The organism is Grimontia indica (genome assembly GCF_000333895.2).
GTDB classification, from domain to species: Bacteria; Pseudomonadota; Gammaproteobacteria; order Enterobacterales; family Vibrionaceae; genus Enterovibrio; species Enterovibrio indicus.
In genome coordinates this window covers 1-24,039 of the sequence record NZ_ANFM02000022.1, presented here as the reverse complement: position 1 = coordinate 24,039, position 24,039 = coordinate 1, and the positions used below count along the sequence as shown (strand labels likewise).

Below are 24,039 nucleotides of genomic sequence, written 5' to 3'. Positions count from 1 at the left end.
TTGACTGGCGTTTGGGTATAAACTAAAGGGAGCTTAGCTCCCTTTTTTGACCTTAAAGAAGTGATATGACCATCTACCTGCCGCCATTGGATGACAACAACCCCGACTTTTTTCCTCCCGTTTCATCGGCTCTGGAAGAACCCGATGGCTTGTTGGCTATTGGCGGAGATCTATCGCCAGAACGATTGCGTGTAGCGTATTCAAAAGGCATCTTCCCTTGGTTTGGTGAAGATGAACCATTGCTCTGGTGGTCACCAGCGGAACGGGCAGTGATTGACCCCATCGCTTTTGTGCCAAGCCGGAGCCTCAAAAAGTATGTGCGCAAACAAGGCTACCGGGTTTCCATCAACCGGGCGTTTGAACAGGTCATTCAGCATTGCGCGCTAATCCGAGGCGAAAATCAGGTGTGGATTACACCTGAAATGCGCGAAGCTTATATCCGTCTCCACCAACTTGGTTCGGCTCATAGTGTCGAGGTATGGCAGGAAGATGAGTTGATTGGGGGTTTGTACGGCGTCAATGTCGGTTCACTCTTCTGCGGTGAATCCATGTTCTCGTTGAAAACCAACGCATCAAAAACTGCGCTTTGGTATTTCTGTGAACATTTCCGACACCACGGGGGCAAGTTGATTGATTGTCAGATGATGACAGATCACCTCGCTTCGTTAGGCGCTGAACCTGTTCAGAGGCATGATTTTACTCAACTACTCAGTGAACTGAAGCACCAGATCACCGATGCTTCTCTCTTCCGTTCGCAATGGATTCACGTCAATCATGGCTAGCCAATCAATACGTATCGGCGTAATGGCACCGTCTTCCTGCAGCTATCTGGCAGAGCAGGAAGAATCTGTTGCCGTGGTGCTTAATCCAGAGCTTCATACTGACCGTGGCTATGGGTTTCTGGTGCAAAGTGGTTTTCGTCGCAGTGGAAACAATATATACCGCCCCTATTGTCGCGCCTGTACGGCGTGTCACTCCCTTCGCGTTGATACGTTTGGATTCATACCATCCCGCAGCCAAAAACGTCATTTGAGCCAACTGAAGCGCCTTAAAGTTGAGCTTAAGGATAAGATGGACACTGAATGGTTTGATCTCTATGAGCGCTATATCTCTGCCCGGCATAGAAATGGCTCCATGTATCCTGCCAGCAAGCAGGATTTCAGTTCATTTGTGCAAAGCGACTGGCAGACCTCTAAGTATCTGCATCTTTATGAGAATGGGACGCTGATTGCCATTGCGGTCACGGATGTTCTCGAGAATGGTTATAGCGCCATCTACAGCTTTTTTGAACCGGAGCACCCATGGTCTCTGGGTTCACTGTGTGTTCTTGCTCAAATCAAACAGGCACGGACAAACGACATCCCCTGGTTATACTTAGGTTTTCAAATCGATGCCTGCAGTGCCATGAACTACAAACAGAAGTTCAAACCTCACCAGCGTTATGTGGCAGGCAGTTGGAAAGATGGCGACCAGTTTTAGACAACAGTCCCTTGCGTGCTTACCTCTCGGTTTTCTTTAAGCCAACCGGCAGAAAAGAGACCAAACCTTAACCGATAGCTGATTTTTGCTGGTCAGTACGGATGCAAAGGGGTAAAATTCCGCCCCTAAACTTTACAGACTCAATCAATCAAGGCATTATCTGCCGGTCAAAATTTGGCTGATCGGTAGCCCAAGAGGATTAAATGGCAAAAGAAGACGTAATTGAAATGCAAGGTACCGTTCTGGATACCCTGCCAAACACCATGTTTCGCGTAGAACTAGAGAACGGCCACGTAGTCACTGCTCACATCTCTGGTAAGATGCGCAAAAACTACATCCGTATCCTGACCGGTGACAAAGTTACCGTTGAGATGACGCCTTACGACCTGTCTAAAGGTCGCATCATCTTCCGCGCGCGCTAATCCTCACGTCTCGCGAATACAAAAAACCCGGCAATGCCGGGTTTTTGTCGTTTTGAAAAACCGGACGCTTATGCGTCCGGTTTTCTATTTAGGCAGGTTCCATTTCATCGCTGAAGCTGAACGTCAGTTTGTCGTTCTTCACGCCAACCTTAACCGTTCCGCCATTGACCAAACAGCCAAACAGCAGTTCATTGGCCAGATTCTTCTTCACATGATCCTGCATGACTCGCGCCATCGGACGCGCACCCATCGACTTGTCATAGCCTTTCTCTGACAACCAAAGCTTGGCTTTGTCTGTGACTTCTAGTGACACGCCACGGGCATCCAATTGAGCCTGTAGTTCCACGATGAACTTGTCCACCACCTGAAGAATAATGCTCTTATCAAGATGGTTGAACCAAATGATGTTATCGAGGCGGTTACGGAATTCAGGTGAGAATACCTTCTTGATTTCCGACATTGCATCATGGCTGTGGTCTTGTTGGATCAGGCCAATAGACTTGCGCACCGTTTCGGTCACACCAGCATTGGTCGTCATTACCAGAATCACATTACGGAAGTCAGCTTTGCGACCGTTATTGTCAGTCAGTGTGCCGTTATCCATTACCTGCAATAGGAGGTTAAATACATCCGGGTGAGCTTTTTCAATCTCATCCAGCAGCACCACACAATGCGGATGCTTAATCACAGCGTCAGTCAACAAACCGCCCTGATCGTAGCCCACGTAACCTGGAGGCGCACCAATCAGACGACTAACGGTGTGACGCTCCATGTACTCAGACATATCAAAGCGCTGAAGTTCGATACCCATGGCGCGTGCGAGCTGAACCGTCACTTCTGTCTTACCAACACCAGTAGGGCCTGCGAAAAGGAATGAGCCCACTGGCTTGTTCTCTGCGCCTAATCCCGCTCGGCTCAATTTGATCGCTTCACACAGTGCGCTGATTGCATCATCCTGTCCGAAGACCAGCATTTTAAGCTTCTGCTCAAGTGACTGGAGTACGTCGCGGTCAGTAGAAGAAACCGATTTTTCTGGGATACGCGCCATCTTGGCGATCATCGCCTCAATGTCACCCACACCCACGGTCTTCTTACGCTTGCTGGCTGGCGCCAGACGACAACGTGCGCCCGCTTCATCAATCACATCAATGGCTTTATCTGGTAGATGACGCTCATTAATGTATTTCGCAGAAAGCTCAACCGCGGCACGAATCGCTTTGTTGGTGTAACGAACTTCGTGGTGAGCTTCATATTTAGGTTTCAGGCCCATCAGGATCTTAGTCGTGTCATCCAATGATGGTTCAACCACATCGATCTTCTGGAAACGACGCGCCAACGCACGCTCTTTTTCGAAAATGCTGCTGTATTCCTGATAAGTCGTTGAACCGATACAGCGAAGCTTACCGCTGGACAGCAGTGGTTTAATCAGGTTGGCAGCATCGACCTGACCACCGGACGCTGCACCAGCGCCGATGATGGTGTGGATTTCATCAATGAAAAGCACCGCGTGATCTTCTTTCTCTAGCTGTTTCAAAATGCTCTTGAAGCGCTTTTCGAAATCACCGCGGTACTTGGTACCGGCAAGCAATGAGCCAATATCCAGTGAATAGATCACACAGTCCTGAATGATTTCCGGCACCTGACCTTCAACGATACGCCATGCAAGACCTTCGGCAATGGCTGTTTTACCGACACCAGCTTCACCCACTAGCAGTGGATTATTCTTACGGCGACGACATAGCACCTGAATGGTGCGCTCAAGTTCTTTGTCCCGGCCAATCAGTGGGTCGATGCCACCCACACGGGCTAGCTGGTTAAGGTTTGTAGCAAAGTTCTCGAGACGTTCTTCGCCACCACCTTCAACCGCCGCTTCATCCGACGACAAATCCGCACCCGGTAATTCTTCATCGCTGCTGGAAGACTTGGTTGTACCGTGTGAAATGTAATTAACGACATCCAGACGGCTGATGTCATTTTTCTTGAGAAGGTAAGCAGCATGCGATTCCTGTTCGCTGAAAATCGCGACCAGTACATTAGCACCACTAACTTCGCTACGACCTGAAGACTGAACGTGGAAAACGGCACGTTGAAGCACACGCTGGAAACTCAGGGTTGGCTGTGTTTCACGGTTATCATCGTCGACAGGGATAAGTGGAGTGGTTTGTTCAATGAATGCTTCCAGCTCTTTACGCAGAGCATCGAGATCCGCGCGGCAGGCGAGTAAAGCTTCTCGAGCCGCGACGTTTTCCAGAAGCGCCAGTAGCAGATGTTCAACTGTCATGAACTCATGACGTTTTTCACGTGCTCTTGCAAATGCCCCATTAAGGCTTGCTTCGAGTTCTTTGTTTAGCATAAGGCACCTCCCTCAAATACCACATTATGGTGTGCCGGAGAAAAACCGGGTTTGCGACTTAGGCCTTCTCCATTGTGCACAACAGTGGGTGTTGATGTTCTTTCGCATGCATCATTACTTGTGCGACTTTCATCTCGGCAACTTCCGCAGTGAATACGCCACAAACAGCTTTACCTTCGTAATGCACCGTAAGCATCAGCTGTGTTGCTTTCTCTATATCCATAGAAAAGAACCGCTGCAACACCTCCACTACAAACTCCATGGGGGTGTAATCATCATTATTCAATACCACTTTGTATAATGATGGCGGTTTTACCTTGGTTTCTTCCGCTTCCTTTACATCGGAATCCGGAACTATCCATTCGTACTTTTTACTCATAAGGGATTACAATCTTTAAGGTAGCTCAAGTGTTTCTTATAAAACAACTATTTATACGTCAGAATCATAGATTGAGACATTTAACACAAGAATCTCTACCACTATTTAAAACGTAATCCACAGATTGTATTCCAGCAACCGTTTCATTGCTACGGCGCGCTGATTTTCGCCTGCAAATCACCACATAAATCACGCTCACCCCCCTATCTACTATCAGACCGCCATCATAGTCACTCAATTTCACTTCAATATCTGGCATTTAGCAAAATCGCAATGTCAGTTTTTCCATACATAAAAATTCAAAATTATTTGGTCTCATTTTTATCAAGGTGTCTCGAAGTATCAAAACTTAATTTGCTAGATGAATATTTCAGGATTTCATATTGCGTTTGGAAATATCGAATAATAGGTGTATTAACATATTAATTCGCAAGGGGTGATACTACTGGCAACACCCTAGTTTTACTCACAATATTCCTGTTGGTATGACCACCCCGTTGAGCCACAATAAGGGTTCTCGTTGATGGAGTTGTAAATTAAGCCCACCAATCAACCTCTTAATGAATAAACTTTCGTTTCATTAATGCAACTCAGTTTACAAAAATGATACCCCCATCATCCTTCTGTCAGAACAATAGCCATTTTTATTAAAATGTTGTTATATGGGGGCAAGCAGGCTTGACTGTCTAAATCTTTCTACTAGAGTGGGAATTGAAGTAAAAACATACTGCATCAATTACTTCTGAGTAACGTGATTGCACTGGTTGGTTTTACTCATAGTTATGCAATTTGAATGCAAGAGGGATGTTTCGCATGGCAACTGGTACAGTTAAATGGTTTAACAACGCTAAAGGGTTTGGGTTCATTTGCCCTGACGAAGGTGATGGCGATATTTTCGCGCACTACTCCACAATACAAATGGACGGCTACCGCACGCTAAAAGCGGGTCAGACTGTGAACTACGAGGTACAGGAAGGTCCGAAAGGTTACCACGCCAGCCAAATCGTTCCTGTCGAGAACGAAGCTTTAAAATAATAGTGTTGCTATAAACTTTTTCGCTGCCGGAAGGTCGAGAATTGAAAGAGCGAACGTTACGTTCGCTCTTTTTTATTTGCGCTGATCATACCCTTGAAACCCTCACCCACTCCCCTTTATTACAATACTCCAGCTCTTTCGCTACCCGGTTTCATCCGTTCGACTGCCCTCATGCCTCAGAGTCGATAACATGACTGTTAAATCCCTGAAAAATTAAAACTATTCCCAACTGTGGAACTCATTGCTGTGCAGATATACGAGTACATTGAGATAGCGTCATTCTAGTGCCGTAAGAGCACAACATGATGTTTGTTGGAGGACCTATGAAGACAAAAATCTATTCAACTGTACTAACCCTGATCTTACTCTTTTCATCCATCACCCATGCTTCCTTTATCGACTTTCAGAGCGAGCAATGGGTAGACAATGCCCTGACGAATAAGATCGCCCAATACTCACTGACTGGCGATCCTAGTAAGCATCGCACCACCCCTTCAATTAACACACCAAAAGCGCAGCTCGGGAAACTGCTGTTCTTTAGCAAAATCCAAAGCGGCAACTTCGATACAGCTTGTGTCAGCTGTCATCATCCCACGCTCGGGGGTGCAGATGCCTTATCGATAGCTATAGGTGTAGACTCAGTCAACCCAGACTTACTGGGGCCAGGTCGACAGCATCGCTCAACGGCTGTGAACTATGATGGTGGACCTACTATGCCGCGTAATGTGCCCACCTCTTTCAATCTGGGATTCTGGGACCGCCACCTATTTCATGACGGGCGAGTTGAAGCACTTCTCCCTGTGCCGTTTCAGCATGGGGCGATTGGCCCTATCAGCACGCCTGACTCGGGAATAGGTAATCCTGACAGTGATGCAGGTGCCAATCTTTCCCATGCGCAAGCAGGTTTTCCAATCACACCACAAGAAGAAATGAGGGGGTTTTCATTCGCACAGGACAAGAGCAATCAAGAAATCCGCGACTTAATTGCTGCCAGACTACGTGGAGAGCTTGAGCCACTAAGTATCAATCAATGGCCAACCTTATTCCGGCAGACTTTTAACAAACAGGATGCGCCTTTAGAAGAGGTAATAAACAGCGCAATTATTCGCGAAGTTCTGGGCGAATACATGCGCTCCCAGTCTTTTGTCGACAATAGATGGTATCAATATATCAAAGGCGACAAGACCGCCTTATCCCTACAAGAAAAACGAGGGGCATTAAAGTTCTTCGCTGACCGCTTTGAAGGTGGGTTCGATTGCCAGTCATGCCACCAAGGCGATTTAATGACAGACGAAGGATTCCACAATATCGCCATGCCACAAATTGGCCGTGGAAAAGGCGATGGAGAAACGGGTACCCATGATTTTGGCAGATATAGGGAAACTTTACTCTTCCGCGATGCTTATGCCTTCAGGACGCCATCATTACTGAATGTAGAAATGACTTCGCCTTACGGCCACAGCGGCGCTTTCAATACGCTGGAGGGAGTCATCCGGCATCACATGGATCCATTTTATTCTGGCGTACTGTACACCTACGATGGCCCACAGCCCAATATTCAGCAGGCAGATCGTAGAGCAAATACCTATGAAGCACTTTGGACCATGTTCTTCCAACAGGCGATGGGCCTGAGTAAACTCAAATCACCTTATTTCTACGGTTCGACCGACATTAACGACTTAGCATCCTTCCTGCGAGCGCTCACTGACCCCTGCACTCAAAACCGTGAATGCTTAGAGCCCTGGCTGGTTGATGACGACATTGACCCCGATGGCTTGCGTGTCCACGCTGTCGATAGCAATTTAAACCCGCTTTAAAATAAAAAACCCGGCATAAGCCGGGTTTTCAATCAATCGAGAGCCAAATTACATTTGGTCGATCATGTCTTGTGCGAACTCAGAACACTTACGCAGGGTTGCGCCGTCCATCAGACGCTCAAAGTCATAGGTCACAGTCTTGTTGCTGATCGCTTTTTCCATTGAGCTGATGATCAGGTCAGCGGCTTCAGTCCAACCCATGTGACGCAGCATCATTTCTGCAGACAGGATCAGAGAACCTGGGTTCACTTTGTCCTGACCCGCGTACTTAGGTGCTGTACCGTGAGTTGCTTCGAACAGTGCGATGCCGTCGCCGATGTTTGCACCAGGGGCAATACCAATACCACCAACTTGCGCAGCAAGCGCATCTGATACGTAGTCACCGTTCAGGTTCATGGTTGCAATCACATCGTACTCCGCTGGGCGCAGCAGGATTTGCTGCAGGAATGCGTCCGCGATAACGTCTTTGATAATGATCTCTTTGCCCGTGTTAGGGTTTTTCAGAGTCATCCATGGACCACCGTCCAGCAGCTCAGCACCGAATTCTTCTTTCGCTACTTCGTAACCCCAGTCTTTAAACGCACCTTCGGTAAACTTCATGATGTTACCTTTGTGCACCAGAGTCATCGAGTCACGCTCGTTGTCGATAGTGTACTGGATAGCAGCACGAACCAGACGCTTAGTACCTTCTTCAGATACTGGCTTGATACCAATACCACACTCCTCGTCGAAACGGATTTTCGTTGCACCCATTTCTTCTTTAAGGAATTTGATGACTTTGTCTGCTTCTGCAGTGCCAGCTTTAAACTCAACACCCGCATAGATATCTTCCGAGTTTTCGCGGTAAATAACCATGTCAGTCAGTTCTGGTTGTTTCAGAGGGCTTGGCACGCCATCGAAGTAACGTACTGGACGTGCACAGATGTACAGATCCAGTTCCTGACGCAGTGCAACGTTCAAAGAACGGATACCACCGCCAACAGGGGTAGTCAGAGGGCCTTTAATAGCAACTTTGTATTCACGAATAAAATCCAGTGTTTCAGTCGGCAGCCATTGGTCTTCACCGTAGACTTGAGTCGACTTCTCACCAGTGTAGATTTCCATCCAGGAGATCTTACGGTCACCGCCATAAGCTTTTTCTACTGCCGCATCTACAACTTTGAGCATTGCAGGACTAACGTCAACACCAATACCATCACCTTCGATGTAAGGGATAACTGGGTTGTTAGGAACGACCAGCTTGCCGTTTTCTACCGCAATTTTCTCACCAGCTGGCACGACTACTTTACTTTCCATTTAATTCTCCTAGCGTCCATTTGTTATTTTGCGCTCACCAAACAGAACAATTTTCTGTCGCACTTCGACGCACTTTTAAGTCCTTGTAGCACGTCAGTTAATTGTTCTGTCTGGTACATACCCAAGGTCAACGGGCATAACATGCGGGCAAAAGAATACTGTAATTCCCGCAACACGCCAATCACATAATTCCATGTATAATACCAAGGTCTCATTTGTTACCAGACCTGATTGACACGACTTAATGACGTTTAAAACCACACCTAAAAGAGGCACTAAACCGCCGTCTTCAAAGCCGAATTTCCGACGCACTTCACGCCGACGCACTGATAAACCATCGCGTCCGAAAGGGCCGACGAAAGTTATTCTATTCAATAAACCTTTCAACACCCTGACACAGTTCACGGGCGAGCCGGGGGATTCGACCTTGGCCGACTTCATTCCAGTGAAGGACGTTTATCCTGCTGGACGCCTCGATAAAGATAGCGAAGGCTTGTTGGTGTTAACCAACGACGGCATTTTGCAGGCACGCCTGACCCAGCCACAATCCAAGTCCGCCAAAACTTACTGGGTACAGGTAGAAGGTGAGCCTTCCGAAGAATCGCTGAAGACTCTTCGTGATGGTGTGGAGCTTAACGACGGCTGGACACTCCCTGCTGGCGTGGAAGTCATGGCTGAACCCGCTATTTGGGATCGCAATCCACCTATTCGCCATCGTCCTTCCGTGCCGACAACCTGGCTAGCCATCACGCTGACAGAAGGCCGAAACAGACAGGTTCGCCGAATGACCGCTGCAGTGGGTCACCCCACCTTACGTCTGGTGAGATACAAAATGGGCAACTGGACCGTCGATGACTTGCAACCCGGTGAATGGCGTGAAGTGCCACCACCAGCACGCAATTAAATTGTGACTCACATCTCATCTGTAACCGCGTAAAGGTTTCTGTTAAACTCTGCCCCCGATTTTATTGGAGCTAGAAATTTCGTCATGTCAGATAACAGCAGCAAAAAAGTTATTGTCGGTATGTCCGGCGGCGTCGACTCCTCAGTGTCCGCCTACCTACTGAAGCAACAAGGCTATCAGGTAGAAGGCCTTTTCATGAAAAACTGGGAAGAAGATGATAACGACGAGTACTGTTCGGCAGCGGAAGATCTGGCCGATGCACAGGCCGTGTGTGACAAGCTGGGGATTACCCTGCACACCATCAACTTCGCCGCAGAGTACTGGGACAACGTGTTCGAGCACTTCCTGACCGAATACAAAGCAGGTCGCACACCGAACCCGGATATCCTGTGCAACAAAGAAATTAAATTCAAAGCCTTCCTCGAGTTCGCCGATGAAGTGCTGGAAGCCGACTACATTGCGATGGGTCACTACGTGCGCCGCACTTTCCCGACTCAGGAAGGCGAAAAAGCACAAATGCTTCGTGGTCTTGATAGCAACAAAGACCAAAGCTACTTCCTATACACACTGAGCCACGATCAGGTCGCGCGCAGCTTGTTCCCGGTTGGCGATTTGGAAAAGCCTGAAGTTCGCCGCATTGCCGAAGAGCAAGATCTGATCACCGCGAAGAAAAAGGATTCCACTGGCATTTGCTTTATCGGTGAGCGCAAGTTCACAGACTTTCTGTCGAAGTACCTGCCAGCGCAGCCAGGCATCATTGAAACCGTTGATGGCGACGAGATTGGTGAACACCAGGGCCTGATGTACCACACTTTGGGTCAACGCAAAGGTCTTCACATCGGTGGCCAAAAAGGTGGCAACGGCAACGAAGCGCCTTGGTATGTGGTTGATAAAGACGTTGAACGCAACGTACTTATTGTTGCTCAAGGTCACGACCACCCTCGCCTATTCTCAAAAGGCTTGGTGGCAGGCCAACTACACTGGGTAGATCGTGATACGATTACCGAACCATTGAAGTGCACCGTAAAAACGCGATACCGCCAGCAAGACATATCATGTACCATCGAACCCATTGATGGTGACCAGATCAAAGTGATTTTTGATGAACCGCAATCAGCGGTGACTCCTGGTCAATCAGCGGTATTCTATAGCGGTGATGTTTGCCTGGGTGGCGGCATCATCGAACAGCGTATTTAAGGAGCACTCATCTGTGGCTAATACTTTGTTTGATCGTACCATCGCGTTCGCAGGTATCTGTCAATCCGTCAAACTGGTTCAGGAGATAGCACGCAAGGGAAGTTGTGATTACGACGCTCTAAGTGCCAGCTTGAACAGTATTATCCTCACGAATCCGTCTTCAACTTTGGAGGTTTTCGGCAATGAAGAAAACCTCACCATTGGTTTGAACACACTGATTAATGAATTAGATAACAGTCCAGGTGGCAGTGAGCTTACCCGTTATCTGATCAATCTCCTCGCGTTGGAACGCAAGCTGTCCGGTCGCCGTGACAGCCTTGCGCAACTTTCGGATCGCATCGAAACCGTCCAGCGTCAGGTCCAACACTTTGAACTGCTCGATGATCAAATGATCAGCAACCTTGCCAGTATTTACCTCGACACCATCAGCCCGCTGGGCCCACGTATTCAGGTAACCGGTAACCCTGCCCAACTGCAACAAACCGGTGTACAGCACAAAGTACGCGCGCTGTTGCTTGCAGGTATCCGTGGCGCAGTGCTTTGGCGTCAGGTAGGTGGCAAACGTCGCCATCTCATCTTTGGCCGTAAGCAAATGATCGAGCAAGCCAAAATCATCCTAGCCAGAAATTCGTAATATTTAATTCAGGAGAAAGCCCATGGAACTGTCAGCATTGACAGCTGTTTCACCGGTTGATGGCCGCTACGGGACGAAAACGATTGCGTTACGTTCTATCTTCAGTGAGTTTGGTCTGCTGAAGTACCGTACTATCGTAGAAGCCCGTTGGCTCCAGAAGCTGGCTGCAACAGATGCCATCAAGGAAGTACCGGCATTCAGCGCAGACGCAAACGCACTACTCGACAAAATCGCTGCAGAATTCAGTGAAGAAGATGCACAGCGCATCAAAGAGATTGAGCGTACCACCAACCACGACGTAAAAGCGGTTGAGTATTTCCTGAAAGAAAAAGTTGCCGATAATGCAGAATTGAACGCGATTAACGAGTTCATTCACTTTGCATGTACTTCAGAAGACATTAACAACACCTCTCACGCCCTGATGCTGAAAGAAGCACGTGAGCAAGTGATCCTGCCAGAAATCCGCAACGTGATTGACGCGATTAAAGCACTGGCTGTTGAATACCGCGATGTTCCTCTTCTGTCACGTACCCACGGCCAGCCAGCTTCTCCATCAACTATGGGTAAAGAAATGGCAAACGTGGCGTACCGTATGGAACGTCAATACAAGCAAATCGAAAGTGTTGAGATTCTGGGCAAAATCAACGGTGCCGTAGGTAACTACAACGCGCACCTGTCTGCATACCCAGAAGTTGACTGGCACCAGTTTAGCGAAGAGTTCATCACTGAATCTCTGGGCGTCACTTGGAACCCGTACACCACGCAAATCGAACCGCACGATTACATCGCTGAGCTGTTCGATGCGATTGCTCGCTTCAACACCATTCTGATCGACTTCGACCGCGACGTATGGGGCTACATCGCACTGGGTCACTTCAAGCAGAAGACTATTGCAGGTGAAATCGGCTCTTCAACCATGCCGCACAAAGTCAACCCAATCGACTTCGAAAACTCAGAAGGTAACTTGGGCCTGGCGAACGCAGTATTCGGCCACTTGGCACAGAAACTGCCAATCTCTCGCTGGCAGCGTGACCTGACGGATTCAACCGTACTGCGTAACTTGGGCGTGGGCGTAGGCTATGCGATCATCGCTTACACCTCTACCCTGAAAGGTATAAGCAAGCTGGAAGTGAACCGTGAAGCACTTGAAGCTGAGCTGGACAAGAACTGGGAAGTACTGGCAGAGCCTGTACAAACCGTGATGCGTCGCTACGGCATCGAGAAGCCTTACGAGAAGTTGAAAGAACTGACTCGTGGTAAGCGCGTAGACGGTGAAGGTATGCGTGCATTCATCGATGGCCTGGATCTGCCAGAGCATGAAAAAGCGCGTCTGAAAGAGATGACCCCAGCAAACTACATCGGTGATGCAATCAAGCTGACTGACGCGCTGTAATTTAGCGCTTCAGTCTGAAAGCCCGAATACGCCAGTATTCGGGCTTTTTATTTTGTCTGTCTTCCTACACCCAAGGGTATATAATTGCCCCCAATCCCAAGAAACAGCAATCCCACTATGTATCAGTTAAATTTTGATCTGAACGATTTCCTTACCCGCTTCTGGCATAAAGAGCCTGTTGTGATTAAAAACGGTTTCATCGATTTTGAAGATCCTATCAGCCCGGATGAAGTAGCGGGTCTGGCGATGGAAGAAGAAATCGATTCCCGCTTTGTATCCAATCTGGATGGTAACTGGGAAGTTCAACATGGGCCATTTGAGAGCTTTGAAAGCTTCCCAGACACGCATTCCCAGCTGATCGTGCAGGCAGCCAACCATTGGCACCCAGGGCCGCGTGCGTTGTCAGAGCCTTTCCGCGGTCTGCCGAACTGGCTGTTCGATGATGTGATGGTTTGTCTGTCTATGCCGGAAGGCGGCGTGGGTCCGCACATTGACCAATATGACGTGTTTATCTGCCAGGGCATGGGTAAGCGTCGCTGGCGTGTCGGTGATAAAGGCGAATACAAAGATGCCAATCACCATACTGGCCTCCGCCAGATTGAAGGCTTCGACCCGATTATCGACGAGATCCTTGAGCCAGGTGACATCCTGTATATTCCACCGGGCTTCCCGCACGAAGGCAATACTATTGAAGTGTCACTCAGCTATTCAGTTGGTTATCGCTCGCCGAAGAAACAAGAGCTTCTTAACGGCTTTGCAGATTTTGTGCTGACCAATGAATTGGGTGACAAGCACTTCTACGATCCAAATATCCAAACCCGTGATGAGCACGGCATGATCCCAACAGCAGAATACAATGCGCTGAACGACATGCTGATGAAGCTGATCAACGATGAAGACGCTAAAGCGCGATGGATGGGTGAGCAACTCAGCCAGTCTCGCCACGAGCTAGACATCATGCCAGCGGATCCACCATGGCAATCTGATGAGCTTCAGCAGTTTATGGAAGACGGTTTATATCTGGAAAAAGTGTCTGGTCTTAAAGCGCTTTACCACGAAGACAACCCTTCACTGGTTTTCATCAACGGCGAAACCATTGAACTGCCAGAAGGTTGTGAAGCGGCGGCGAAGGTCTTCTGTGATATGGAATACTTCTCGGGCGAAGATTTGGGTGCAATCGCTAACAACCCTGCCCTTTTGGCACTGTTGCTTGATTTCTGCAATCAAGGATTGTGGTACCCGCAAGCCTAATACGCCGAAATATAGAAATAAAAAAGCCTTCCGTTTGGAAGGCTTTTTCATATCAGGTATCTGTTAAAGATGAACCTGCAGACAGGACACGGAATGGTGGTCCGGCCCTGCCAGCCTTGGTTTCGTCTGTGCACACGCGTCTGTCGCTTGGGGGCAACGGGTACGGAATACACAACCCGAAGGCGGGTTCATCGGCGAAGGAAGCTCACCTTCCAACAGTTGAATTTCTTTGTTCCGCTCTTTCACAGGATCCGGTACCGGAACCGCAGACATCAGGGCTTTGGTATACGGGTGTTGCGGGTTGTCGAAAAGCTCTTTGCCTTCCGCGAGTTCCACTGCGTTACCCAGATACATCACCAGAACGCGATCAGAAATGTGCTTCACTACTGAAAGATCGTGCGCGATAAAGATCAGGCTCAGGCCCATTTCTTTTTGCAGCTCTTTCAACAGGTTCACCACCTGCGCCTGAATCGACACGTCCAATGCAGAAACCGGCTCATCACAGATCACCAGCTTAGGTTTCAGGATAAGCGCACGGGCAATACCAATACGCTGACACTGGCCGCCCGAGAACTCGTGCGGGTAACGGTTAATCACGTTCGGCAGCAGACCAACACGGGTCATCATTGCCTGTACCTGCTGTTTCACTTCGTCCTTAGACAGTTCTGGATAGAAGGTTTTCAGCGGCTCAGCGATGATGTCACCCACAGTCATACGTGGGTTCAGAGATGCCAGTGGATCCTGGAAAATCATCTGGATTTCTTTGCGCTTTTCACGCAGATCGTTACCTTCCAGCTTGGTCAGATCCTGACCCAACCAGACAACCTGACCTTCCGTCGCCTGCACCAAGCCAATCACAGCGCGGGCAAAGGTGGATTTACCACAGCCAGACTCGCCCACGACACCTAAGGTTTCACCCTCATATAACTTGATGTCTACGCCATCAACGGCCTTCAATGCCGTTGGCTTTGCCCAAGGCCATACTGACTTGGACGCAATATTGAAGTGCACTTTCAGGTCTTCAATATCCAATAGCAGTTTTTTATCCATTGCACCCATTACCAAGCCTCCTGATCAGAAAAACATGCGCGCAGACGTCCATCAGCAAAAGGCGTCAGGATAGGCGACTCGCTCTTACAACGGTCACCAACGCGATGGCAGCGGTCCTGATATGGACAGCCCGGTGGCAGTTTCAGAAGGTTTGGCGGGTTGCCCGGAATAGTCGGTAGAATTTCACCTTCCGTATCCAACCGTGGAATCGCCTTCAATAGCCCTTCTGTGTATGGGTGGCTTGGCTTGTAGAATATTTCATCGACCTTACCGTATTCCATGGTTCGGCCCGCGTACATGACCAGCACTTTGTCACAAGAGCCGGCGACTACACCCAGATCGTGGGTGATCATGATGATGGCAGTATTGAATTCTGATTTCAGCTCATTCAACAGCTCCATGATCTGCGCCTGTACGGTCACATCAAGGGCAGTGGTTGGTTCATCAGCAATCAGCAGCTTTGGTCGGCACAGTAGCGCCATCGCAATCATCACACGCTGGCGCATACCGCCAGAGAATTCATGCGGGTACATGGTGATACGCTTACGCGCTTCAGGAATTTTTACCGCTTCCAACATACGAACAGACTCTTCGAATGCTTCCGCTTTCCCCATACCTTTATGGAGCATGAGAACTTCCATCAGCTGGTCGCTGACTTTCATAAACGGGTTCAACGAAGTCATTGGATCCTGGAAAATCATCGCGATTTGTTCCGCGCGGATTTTGTTCAGTTCCTTCTCAGGAAGGTTCAGGATCTCGTTGCCTTCAAACTTTGCGCTGCCGGAAACAACGCCGTTTTTCGCCAGCAAACCCATGATAGAGAACACGGTCTGGCTTTTACCTGAACCCGACTCACCTACGATACCCAGCGTTTCGCCACGGTCGAGTGAGAAGTTCAGGTCGTTAACTGCGGTGACAGACCCATCCTGGGTTTTAAACTCTACGCGCAGATCTTTTACATCTAACAGGCTCATACTTCCTCCTTATCGATCCTTCGGATCCAGCGCGTCACGCAAACCATCACCCACATAGTTAAAGCAAAGCAGTGTGGTGACCATAAACAGCGTTGGGAAAGCCAACTGCCAGATTGCCAGTTCCATGGTTTGGGAACCTTCCTGCAGCAGCGCGCCCCAGCTTGTCATTGGCTCTTGAACACCTAGGCCAAGGAAGCTCAGGAATGACTCAATCAGAATCATAGTTGGGATAAGCAGGGTTGAGTAAACCGCTACGATACCCAGCACGTTCGGTACGATATGACGGAGGATAATATTCTTGGTGCTAACACCACATACGTGGGCCGCTTCAATGAATTCCTTGTTACGCAAGCTGAGTGTCTGGCCGCGTACGATACGTGCCATATCCAGCCAGGCAATGGCACCGATAGCCACAAAAATCAGGAAGATGTTACGGCCAAAGAAGGTCACCAATACGATAACCAGGAACATGAACGGAATCGCATTCAGAATTTCCAGAATACGCATCATCACGCGGTCAGTACGACCACCAATGTAGCCTGAAGTAGCACCATAGATAGTACCGATAACAACTGCTACCAAGGCCCCCATCAGGCCAACCATCAATGAGATTTGGCCACCAACCAGCGTACGGACATAGATGTCACGACCCAGCGCATCAGTGCCAAAAACATGGCCTTCTTCGCCGAAAGACGGTGCTGCATGCATCGCATACCAATCGGTATCGTCGAAAGTATATGTCGCAAACATTGGGCCAATCAGGACCCATGCCGTGATACACATAAGGATGAACAGACTGGTCATTGCCGCTTTGTTGCGCATGAATCGGATACGCGCATCTTGCCAAAGGCTTCGACCTTCTACTTCCAGCTTCGCCGAGAAATTTTCGATAGCTTCGTTATTTTCTTCTCTTTTTAAAATCATGATTCAAACCTCAATAACGAATCTTCGGATCCAGCCACGCCAGAAGAATATCGACGATAGCGTTGAAGATAATAAACAGCGCACCAATCAGGATAGTGACACCCAAAACCAGCGAGTAATCACGGTTGAACGCTGCGTTAACGAACAGTTTTCCGATCCCTGGCAAACCAAAGATGGTTTCGATAACCACCGAGCCAGTGATGATGCCCACGAACGCTGGCCCCATGTAAGAGACCACCGGCAGGAGCGCTGGACGCAGAGCGTGCTTGATAACGATGTATCTCATGCTCAGGCCTTTCGCTTTCGCGGTTCGGATGAAGTTGCTGTTCAAGGTTTCAATCATGCTGCCACGTGTAATACGGGCAAACGTTGCGATATACAGGAACGACATGGCAACAATCGGCAGAATCATGTACTGGATGGCACCGCCATTCCAACCACCAGCAGGGAGCCAACCCAGGCCGATGGAAAAGATATAGATCAATACTGGGGCAAGAACGAAAGACGGCAACACAACCCCAAACATCGACGTGGACATGATGAGGTAGTCCACCCAACTGTTTTGCCGCAAGGCGGCGATGGTACCGACAGTGACCCCGATGATGACGGTCACGATAAATGCATAAAAACCTACTTTTGCAGAAACAGGCAGAGCAGAGGCGATCAGTTCGTTGACGGTATAGTCTTTGTATTTAAAAGAAGGACCAAAGTCACCACGCAGTACCACGTTGCCAAGATAGGTGGTGTATTGCTCAAACAACGGCTTATCCAGTCCGTATTTGGCATTAATGTTTTGCATTACCTCTTGCGGCAATGTTTTTTCCGAAGAAAAGGGATTTCCGGGCGCGAAACGCATTAAAAAGAAGGAAATCGTAATCAATACCAAGAGAGTTGGTATCGCTTCCAGTGTACGAGTCAAAATCAATCTAAACATAAAGCATCCTACTTATGTTCGAAAAAACATGCGTCTGTAGCTTGGCCACAGACGCATGGAGTGGCGCTATTATTATTCTGCGATGATGAACATATCTTTCGAGTAGATATTGTCTTGCGGGTTCTGGTCTGGGTAGCCACCTACGTGCGTTCCAACCAAGCGAGGTTGTACGTATTGGTAGATAGGTGCGATAGGCATATCTTGAGCCAGCTGCGCTTCAGCAATCGCGTAGTATCCATTACGCTCAGCTTCATCTTTCGCTACGCGGATAGCATCGCTCATCGCTTTATCAAACACTTCACTTGAATATTTCTGGTCATTTGAACCGTTCTCGGTCATCGCGATAACCAAGAAAGTAGACGCTTCGTTGTAATCCGCACACCAGCCTGCACGACGAACATCAAAGTTGCCTTGCTTGCTGCTATCCAGGTACGTTTTCCACTCTTGGTTTTCAAGCGTTACGTTAACGAAATTACCCAGAGATTTTTTCCACATAGACTGAATCGCTACTGCAATCTTCTTGTGGTTTTCACTGGTGTTATAAAGCAGTGTGAAATCCAGCGGGTTACCAGAACCGAAGCCTGCATCTGCCAGCAGCTTCTGAGCCTCAGCGATGCGCTCTTTCTGCGTCATCTTCGCGTACTCAGGTGCTTCTGGAGCAAAACCAGTGATACCGCTGTGAGTCAAAGCGTAAGCAGGTTTCTGGCCTTGGCCAAGAATCGCTTTAGTGATGATGTCACGGTCGATAGTGTAAGACAGTGCCTTACGAACACGTACATCATCAAAAGGTGGTTTCTGGGTATTGAAGCCGTAGTAGTAAGTACACAGGCTTGGAGAAACGACGACATTGTCTGGGTATTGCTTAGCCAGGCGGCGGAACTGCTCGTTAGGCACTTCATATGTGATATCGATTTCGCCAGACAGGAAGCGGTTCATTTCCGCATTCTGGTTTTCGATTGGCAGGAAAGTTACCTGATCAAGAACAGTGTCTTTGTTGTCCCAGTAGTTTTCGTTGCGCTCAAGAACGATCTTCTCGTTCACCACCCAATCAGACAGAACAAATGCACCGTTACCCACGAAGTTACCAGGCTTAGTCCAAGAATCACCGTGTTTCTCAACCGTGCCCTTGTGAACTGGGTACATGGTGGTGTGAGCCATCATCTTAACGAAGTAAGGCAAAGGAACGTCAGTTTCGACAACCAGGGTTTGATCATCAATCGCTTTAACACCCAGCTCTTCAATCGATTTTTTCCCGGCGATAATGTCTTTCGCGCCTTTCATCTGGGTTTTTTCGATGTACCAAGCGTAAGGAGACGCGGTGTTTGGATCAACGACACGCTTAAAGCTGTATTCGAAATCATGCGCTGTAATTGGGTCACCGTTAGACCACTTCGCATCTTTACGGATTTTGAAAGTGAACGTCTTGTTATCTTCAGTGCTCCATGACTCAGCAACACCTGGAATTGTGTTACCAACGGCATCCTGAATGACCAGACCTTCCATCAGGTCACGCAATACATGAGACTCAGGCACACCTTCTACTTTATGTGGGTCAAGAGACGCCACTTCGGTACCGTTACCACGAACGAGCTCTTGCTTAGGTGACAGTTTCACACCGGCAGGTACGTCAGCTGCAGTCGCAGTGAAAGAGGTGGCGGCTACTGCCATACCAGCGCTAAGCAACAGCGCCTGAGTGATTTTGTTCTTATACATGCAGATACTCCAATTTATCCTTCAGTTGCATCCATGACACTCTCCGCGACCATAAAACGGGAAGCGAATTAAGCTGCTTACCGCCACAAAATATAGGTTCTTTACGGAGAATTGTTTGGAACATTACCAAGCATCAAAGCAATTTGCCACAAAAACGACAAAAAAAGTCACATATATCTAACATAACGAGCATTATCAGCATCTATCACTATTTCATTGCACTACATTGAACATATGCTTCACCTTCAGATGCAATCAAAGTGAAATATTGTAGATATCGCCTAAAAAGCATATTTTTTAAGCATTAAAGTCTGGTTTTATCGGTATCCTTTACAACAAAAATCGTTAATAAGGCTTGTTTAAAAAACAATCAAGCGCTTAAACATTCACTCATCTTGAATAAAATTAAATAAAAACACCCTCTCAGCGACGAAATCTTCAGCAAAAAAGATCAACAACTTACAGAACCACAATTTCAACTCGTTGATTTAAAAAGTTATTGAACTATTTTCGCCGCATAACATAAGTTGTTATTGGGTAAATATTGGACAAAGTTGCCAAGGAATGTGTCGCACATTCGCGAAGGGAATAAATAAGCCAGCTGGAATCAACTGGCTTATTGAGGTCTGTTGACCTTGTGAGTTGGGAAATTGGCTATTTTTGCTGATCTTGTGTTTGAAGAGGATCCTGATTAGCACTTTTCTGTTCTTTGCCTTCAACGAGAGTTCCAGTTTTTCCCTGATCAACATCATCCGGTAGAACTTCCTGCAGCATCTGCTTCATCTTTTTGTTGCTGATACGTCTATGTCCCATTGTGATCCTCCTGATTGATTCCACTATGACACACTTACTGCGGTGCATATTTGTGAGTCCAGAAACACGACATGTGCTCTGGTCTAGCCATAAAAGTGTAGCAAAACCTACTCACTCGCCCGCTCCACATTTGAAACAATGAGAATGCGAGCACGTAGGTACTGAAAAACACTACAAATTATGATGCTTTAATAACGTACGGTAATAAAAAAAATGCTGGTTAGAATTTATTCGTTCTAATTTGAGATGTGACACAGATTGAATTGTGAAAGTCTTAAATATTGCGCACTATGTCTCTGTACCGATGTAATGAAAGTTTGTTTTATCGGCACTGAGGTGCAACAACCAGAATTAATCAACAATTAAACAAAGAGACGATCACGAAAATGAGACCTGCCGGTTCCCAATCTAGACCTCTGTGCTCTCGCGTCCGACATGGCTTTATTCCTTCTGCCAAAAAGCAGGCAAACGAAGAAAAAGCAAAAGGCACCCGTTGATACACAGTTCATTATGTAAATGAATAACCTCTCTACTGAGAGGTTATTTTTTTCCTGCAAACTTAATTCGCCAAGACGATAAAGTGAGCGATTTTTGTGATGACCTGTTCAAAAACAATCCGCAATGTAACGAGCTCATTACTTTTTTATCTTCCACACCTCTAATTCCTTACCCTCTGATTTTGCTTTAAATCCGTTTCTTACCAAGTATCAGGACAGAGTCAGCGCAGATTGGCTCATATTGATGCGATGAATAGATAATTCTCGCAATAAATTTTCGAGGGATATTAAGATGAACAAACGGGCTTTTCTAAAGGGGCTACTTGCAGCCTCTATCGCCAGTGCTACCGCCGCGCCAGTCATGGCGGCACCTGGCGCACCCATTATTGCTTGGGGTGAAACAAACTTTGCGATTATCGAAGTCAGTGATGCGGCGACGGCTTATAAAGACTTGGTAACTGTAAAACCTTACGCAGAAGTACCGGTTTCATGGGATCGCTGGTCCGGTGAACCAGGTGATACTTGGCGAGTACTCCTTAACGGCCAAGTTGCTCATGAAGCGTCAGTCACTCCATCTGCCAGCCAGAAAGAATCTGCCATTGTACAGGTCGCTAAAGGCGGCAAATATGACATGGTAGTAGAGCTGTGTAGCGGTACTGGTGCTGCGCAAGCTTGTACCCAAAGTGCACCAAAACAGATTGTTGTTGCAGACACAGATGGCAGCCACCTTGATCCACTGCCAATGAACGTTGACCCTAACAATGGTAACTACACCACGCCAGTAAACACTGTTGTTGGTGCATACTTTGTTGAGTGGGGCGTTTACGGTCGCAAATTCCCAGTAGACAAAATTCCAGCGCAAAATCTGACTCACATCATTTATGGCTTCGTGCCAATTTGTGGTAACAACCCTTCTCTTGATGATGGCCCGCTGGCTGCATTGAACCGAGCATGTGCTGGCTTACCAGATTACGAAGTCGTTATTCACGACCCTTGGGCGGCAGTTCAAATGCCTCACCCGCAATCAGGCCAGAGCTACTCTTCTTCTTACAAAGGCACCTATGGCCAGATCATGGCGCTGAAACAGCGTTACCCTGATCTGAAAATCCTGCCTTCTATCGGCGGCTGGACACTGTCTGACCCATTCTACGAGTTTGGCGATAAAGCTAAGCGTGACAAGTTTGTGGCTTCGGTGAAGAAATTCCTGCAAACTTGGAAATTCTATGACGGCGTAGACATCGACTGGGAATACCCAGGCGGTCTGGGTGCTAACCCGAACCTAGGCGACCCGGCGAAAGATGGCGACACTTACGCGGTACTGATGCAAGAACTACGTGCAATGCTGGACGAGCTTTCTGCTGAAACTGGCCGCACGTACGAACTGACCTCAGCGGTTGGTGTTGGCTACGACAAGATTGCCAATGTTAACTATGTAGATGCTGTTCCTTATATGGATTACATCTTCGCCATGACTTATGACTACTACGGTGGTTGGAACAATGTTGTAGGTCACCAGGCAGCACTGGATTGTGGCAGCCATATGTCTGCTGACGAGTGTGCAGGTAAAGGTGTCGATGCAGAAGGTAAACCACGTAAAGGCCCTGCATACACTACGAAAAACGGCGTAAATCTGCTGCTTGAAAAAGGCGTTCCACCTGAAAAATTGGTTATTGGTGCAGCGATGTACGGCCGTGGCTGGACAGGTGTAACTGAAGCAAGCATGTCAGATCCAACTAACCCAATGACGGGTGTAGGTAACGGCAAAATTGCGGGTTCTTGGGAAGCGGGTGTTATCGATTACAAAGATATCGTGACTGACTACGAGAACAAAGCTGGTGTTGTTCTTGGTTATGATGAACAAGCTGAAGCACCTTGGGCCTGGGATCCATCAAACGGTGATCTTGTCACTTACGACAACAAGCGCTCTGTGATGGCTAAAGGTGCCTACGTCCGCCAAAACAACTTCGCGGGTCTGTTTGCTTGGGAAATCGATGCAGACAACGGTGATATCCTGAACGCAATGCAAGAGTCACTTAAAGGTGGCCCTGTTGACCCTGTTAACAAAGCACCTGTCGCCAATGCTGGCGCCGATGTTACCGTTAACGCAGCGGGTACTGTAGCGCTTGATGGCTCAGCGTCGAAAGATACTGACGGACAAGTTGTTTCGTACAGCTGGAAACAAACTTCAGGCCCTTCAGTTACACTGACTGGCGCAAGCACTGCAACCGCATCTGCGGATATCCCAGCCGTGACTACTGATACCCAGTTCGTGTTCTCACTGACTGTAACAGACAATGAAGGCGCAACCGCAACCGATACCGTTGTGGTGACTGCTAAAGCAAAAGTTGTTGATCCAGTCAACGAAGCACCAGTAGCAGTGCTGACAGCACCAGCTACAGCGAATGCAGGTGATGTGGTTCTGGTGGATGCTAGCGGTTCGAGCGATGCAAACAATGATGCACTGACTTATACCTGGGATGTTCCAGCGGGTGTGACTGCAACACAAAACGGCGCTTCACTGACTTTCACTGCGGGTAGCTACTCAGTAGATACAACTCTGACATTCTCAGTGACCGTATCAGATGGCAAACTGACCGACTCTGCAACCGTATCGGTTGTCGTCGCGAAAGATGAGCCTGTAGTGACTTGTCCTAACGCTTGGGCGGAAGGTACTGTTTACAACTCAGGTGACGTTGTGACTCATAAAGGTGTTGAGTACTCTGCCAAGTGGTGGACCACCAACGAAGAACCTGGCACAACTGGCCAATGGGGTGTTTGGAAAGAACTGGGCGCGGCAAGCTGCCAGTAATCTGAACCTATAACCACTAGAACGAAAAAGGGATGCATTTGCATCCCTTTCTTTATTTCGGTGAAACCTGAAAGTAATACCAATCACAGATCAGAAATAGCGCAGGGAAAATGCTCGAGAGCAAGGCGGAAAATTTCGATAAGTAGTTATTCTACAATCAAATTT

General features: G+C 48.0%; 20 protein-coding genes. 11 read left to right on the top strand and 9 right to left on the bottom strand.

The genetic code is table 11. From position 1 onward, the window contains the following. Positions 1 to 65 precede the first annotated feature (65 nt). The 3 genes from aat to infA all read left to right on the top strand — a co-directional run bounded on the left by aat (position 66) and on the right by infA (position 1,901). Positions 66 to 782, top strand: coding sequence for a leucyl/phenylalanyl-tRNA--protein transferase (gene aat, locus D515_RS13170; protein ID WP_039850090.1), 717 nt, complete (start codon positions 66 to 68; stop codon positions 780 to 782). Next, the gene (locus D515_RS13165) at positions 775 to 1,479 is read left to right on the top strand and encodes an arginyltransferase (protein WP_002539159.1); all 705 of its coding nucleotides are present in this window, start codon (positions 775 to 777) and stop codon (positions 1,477 to 1,479) included. The genes aat and D515_RS13165 overlap by 8 nt, the downstream gene beginning before the upstream one ends. A 203-nt stretch (positions 1,480 to 1,682) precedes the next feature. Next, positions 1,683 to 1,901 carry a translation initiation factor IF-1 gene (gene infA / locus D515_RS13160; RefSeq protein WP_002539157.1) on the top strand — a complete coding sequence of 73 codons (219 nt, stop codon included), beginning with the start codon at positions 1,683 to 1,685 and terminating at the stop codon, positions 1,899 to 1,901. Between the two features lie 88 nt (positions 1,902 to 1,989). On the opposite strand, the gene clpA is transcribed toward infA, so the two are convergent. Then, complete coding sequence (clpA, locus tag D515_RS13155) at positions 1,990 to 4,254, bottom strand: ATP-dependent Clp protease ATP-binding subunit ClpA (protein WP_002539155.1); 2,265 nt, start codon at positions 4,252 to 4,254, stop codon at positions 1,990 to 1,992. Positions 4,255 to 4,312: 58 nt separating this feature from the next. After that, entirely contained in the window at positions 4,313 to 4,633 is a 321-nt protein-coding gene (gene clpS, locus D515_RS13150; protein ID WP_002539153.1) for an ATP-dependent Clp protease adapter ClpS, read from the bottom strand. A gap of 813 nt (positions 4,634 to 5,446) precedes the next feature. Here clpS and cspD point away from each other — a divergent pair. Next, entirely contained in the window at positions 5,447 to 5,668 is a 222-nt protein-coding gene (gene cspD / locus D515_RS13145) for a cold shock domain-containing protein CspD (protein WP_002539152.1), read from the top strand. A 323-nt stretch (positions 5,669 to 5,991) separates the two neighbouring features. Next, the gene (locus D515_RS13140) at positions 5,992 to 7,485 is read left to right on the top strand and encodes a cytochrome-c peroxidase (protein WP_002539150.1); all 1,494 of its coding nucleotides are present in this window, start codon (positions 5,992 to 5,994) and stop codon (positions 7,483 to 7,485) included. 48 nt (positions 7,486 to 7,533) lie between these two features. Here the strand turns inward: D515_RS13140 and icd are convergent, their stop codons facing one another. Then, the gene (gene icd / locus D515_RS13135; protein WP_002539149.1) at positions 7,534 to 8,781 is read right to left on the bottom strand and encodes an NADP-dependent isocitrate dehydrogenase; all 1,248 of its coding nucleotides are present in this window, start codon (positions 8,779 to 8,781) and stop codon (positions 7,534 to 7,536) included. Between the two features lie 244 nt (positions 8,782 to 9,025). Between icd and D515_RS13130 the strand changes: the two genes are divergently transcribed. The 5 genes from D515_RS13130 (at position 9,026) to D515_RS13110 (ending at position 14,160) form a co-directional block, all read left to right on the top strand. Further along, the gene (locus D515_RS13130) at positions 9,026 to 9,685 is read left to right on the top strand and encodes a pseudouridine synthase (RefSeq protein WP_002539147.1); all 660 of its coding nucleotides are present in this window, start codon (positions 9,026 to 9,028) and stop codon (positions 9,683 to 9,685) included. An 84-nt stretch (positions 9,686 to 9,769) separates the two neighbouring features. Next, positions 9,770 to 10,882: a tRNA 2-thiouridine(34) synthase MnmA gene (gene mnmA / locus D515_RS13125; protein ID WP_002539146.1), complete on the top strand. Its 1,113-nt coding sequence runs from the start codon at positions 9,770 to 9,772 to the stop codon at positions 10,880 to 10,882. A gap of 13 nt (positions 10,883 to 10,895) precedes the next feature. Continuing rightward, the gene (gene hflD, locus D515_RS13120) at positions 10,896 to 11,516 is read left to right on the top strand and encodes a high frequency lysogenization protein HflD (RefSeq protein WP_002539144.1); all 621 of its coding nucleotides are present in this window, start codon (positions 10,896 to 10,898) and stop codon (positions 11,514 to 11,516) included. Positions 11,517 to 11,538: 22 nt separating this feature from the next. Next, the gene (purB, locus tag D515_RS13115; protein ID WP_002539143.1) at positions 11,539 to 12,909 is read left to right on the top strand and encodes an adenylosuccinate lyase; all 1,371 of its coding nucleotides are present in this window, start codon (positions 11,539 to 11,541) and stop codon (positions 12,907 to 12,909) included. A 117-nt stretch (positions 12,910 to 13,026) separates the two neighbouring features. Continuing rightward, positions 13,027 to 14,160: a ribosomal protein uL16 3-hydroxylase gene (locus tag D515_RS13110; RefSeq protein ID WP_002539142.1), complete on the top strand. Its 1,134-nt coding sequence runs from the start codon at positions 13,027 to 13,029 to the stop codon at positions 14,158 to 14,160. Positions 14,161 to 14,223: 63 nt separating this feature from the next. Here the strand turns inward: D515_RS13110 and oppF are convergent, their stop codons facing one another. The 6 genes from oppF to D515_RS26020 form a co-directional block, all read right to left on the bottom strand. Further along, entirely contained in the window at positions 14,224 to 15,219 is a 996-nt protein-coding gene (gene oppF, locus D515_RS13105) for a murein tripeptide/oligopeptide ABC transporter ATP binding protein OppF (RefSeq protein ID WP_002539141.1), read from the bottom strand. After that, positions 15,219 to 16,184: an ABC transporter ATP-binding protein gene (gene oppD / locus D515_RS13100; RefSeq protein WP_002539140.1), complete on the bottom strand. Its 966-nt coding sequence runs from the start codon at positions 16,182 to 16,184 to the stop codon at positions 15,219 to 15,221. The genes oppF and oppD overlap by 1 nt, the downstream gene beginning before the upstream one ends. A gap of 9 nt (positions 16,185 to 16,193) precedes the next feature. After that, entirely contained in the window at positions 16,194 to 17,105 is a 912-nt protein-coding gene (gene oppC, locus D515_RS13095; protein ID WP_152442376.1) for an oligopeptide ABC transporter permease OppC, read from the bottom strand. Between the two features lie 13 nt (positions 17,106 to 17,118). After that, positions 17,119 to 18,042, bottom strand: a complete 924-nt coding sequence (gene oppB / locus D515_RS13090) for an oligopeptide ABC transporter permease OppB (RefSeq protein WP_002539138.1) — start codon at positions 18,040 to 18,042, stop codon at positions 17,119 to 17,121. Positions 18,043 to 18,114: 72 nt separating this feature from the next. Further along, positions 18,115 to 19,755, bottom strand: coding sequence for an ABC transporter substrate-binding protein (locus D515_RS13085; RefSeq protein WP_002539136.1), 1,641 nt, complete (start codon positions 19,753 to 19,755; stop codon positions 18,115 to 18,117). Between the two features lie 654 nt (positions 19,756 to 20,409). Then, on the bottom strand, positions 20,410 to 20,568 hold the full coding sequence (locus tag D515_RS26020; protein ID WP_002539135.1) for a hypothetical protein: 159 nt from the start codon (positions 20,566 to 20,568) through the stop codon (positions 20,410 to 20,412). Between the two features lie 789 nt (positions 20,569 to 21,357). On the opposite strand from D515_RS26020, the gene D515_RS13080 reads away from it, so the two are divergent. Then, the gene (locus D515_RS13080) at positions 21,358 to 23,874 is read left to right on the top strand and encodes a glycosyl hydrolase family 18 protein (RefSeq protein WP_002539134.1); all 2,517 of its coding nucleotides are present in this window, start codon (positions 21,358 to 21,360) and stop codon (positions 23,872 to 23,874) included. Positions 23,875 to 24,039: the final 165 nt, after the last annotated feature.

Bases quoted from the DNA above. Each gene is read 5' to 3' on its own strand.
- aat (WP_039850090.1), top strand. From the start codon at position 66: ATGACCATCTACCTGCCGCCATTGGATGACAACAACCCCGACTTTTTT.
- D515_RS13165 (WP_002539159.1), top strand. From the start codon at position 775: ATGGCTAGCCAATCAATACGTATCGGCGTAATGGCACCGTCTTCCTGC.
- infA (WP_002539157.1), top strand. From the start codon at position 1,683: ATGGCAAAAGAAGACGTAATTGAAATGCAAGGTACCGTTCTGGATACC.
- clpA (WP_002539155.1), bottom strand. From the start codon at position 4,254: ATGCTAAACAAAGAACTCGAAGCAAGCCTTAATGGGGCATTTGCAAGA.
- clpS (WP_002539153.1), bottom strand. From the start codon at position 4,633: ATGAGTAAAAAGTACGAATGGATAGTTCCGGATTCCGATGTAAAGGAA.
- cspD (WP_002539152.1), top strand. From the start codon at position 5,447: ATGGCAACTGGTACAGTTAAATGGTTTAACAACGCTAAAGGGTTTGGG.
- D515_RS13140 (WP_002539150.1), top strand. From the start codon at position 5,992: ATGAAGACAAAAATCTATTCAACTGTACTAACCCTGATCTTACTCTTT.
- icd (WP_002539149.1), bottom strand. From the start codon at position 8,781: ATGGAAAGTAAAGTAGTCGTGCCAGCTGGTGAGAAAATTGCGGTAGAA.
- D515_RS13130 (WP_002539147.1), top strand. From the start codon at position 9,026: ATGACGTTTAAAACCACACCTAAAAGAGGCACTAAACCGCCGTCTTCA.
- mnmA (WP_002539146.1), top strand. From the start codon at position 9,770: ATGTCAGATAACAGCAGCAAAAAAGTTATTGTCGGTATGTCCGGCGGC.
- purB (WP_002539143.1), top strand. From the start codon at position 11,539: ATGGAACTGTCAGCATTGACAGCTGTTTCACCGGTTGATGGCCGCTAC.
- D515_RS13110 (WP_002539142.1), top strand. From the start codon at position 13,027: ATGTATCAGTTAAATTTTGATCTGAACGATTTCCTTACCCGCTTCTGG.
- oppF (WP_002539141.1), bottom strand. From the start codon at position 15,219: ATGGGTGCAATGGATAAAAAACTGCTATTGGATATTGAAGACCTGAAA.
- oppD (WP_002539140.1), bottom strand. From the start codon at position 16,184: ATGAGCCTGTTAGATGTAAAAGATCTGCGCGTAGAGTTTAAAACCCAG.
- oppB (WP_002539138.1), bottom strand. From the start codon at position 18,042: ATGTTTAGATTGATTTTGACTCGTACACTGGAAGCGATACCAACTCTC.
- D515_RS13085 (WP_002539136.1), bottom strand. From the start codon at position 19,755: ATGTATAAGAACAAAATCACTCAGGCGCTGTTGCTTAGCGCTGGTATG.
- D515_RS26020 (WP_002539135.1), bottom strand. From the start codon at position 20,568: ATGGGACATAGACGTATCAGCAACAAAAAGATGAAGCAGATGCTGCAG.
- D515_RS13080 (WP_002539134.1), top strand. From the start codon at position 21,358: ATGAACAAACGGGCTTTTCTAAAGGGGCTACTTGCAGCCTCTATCGCC.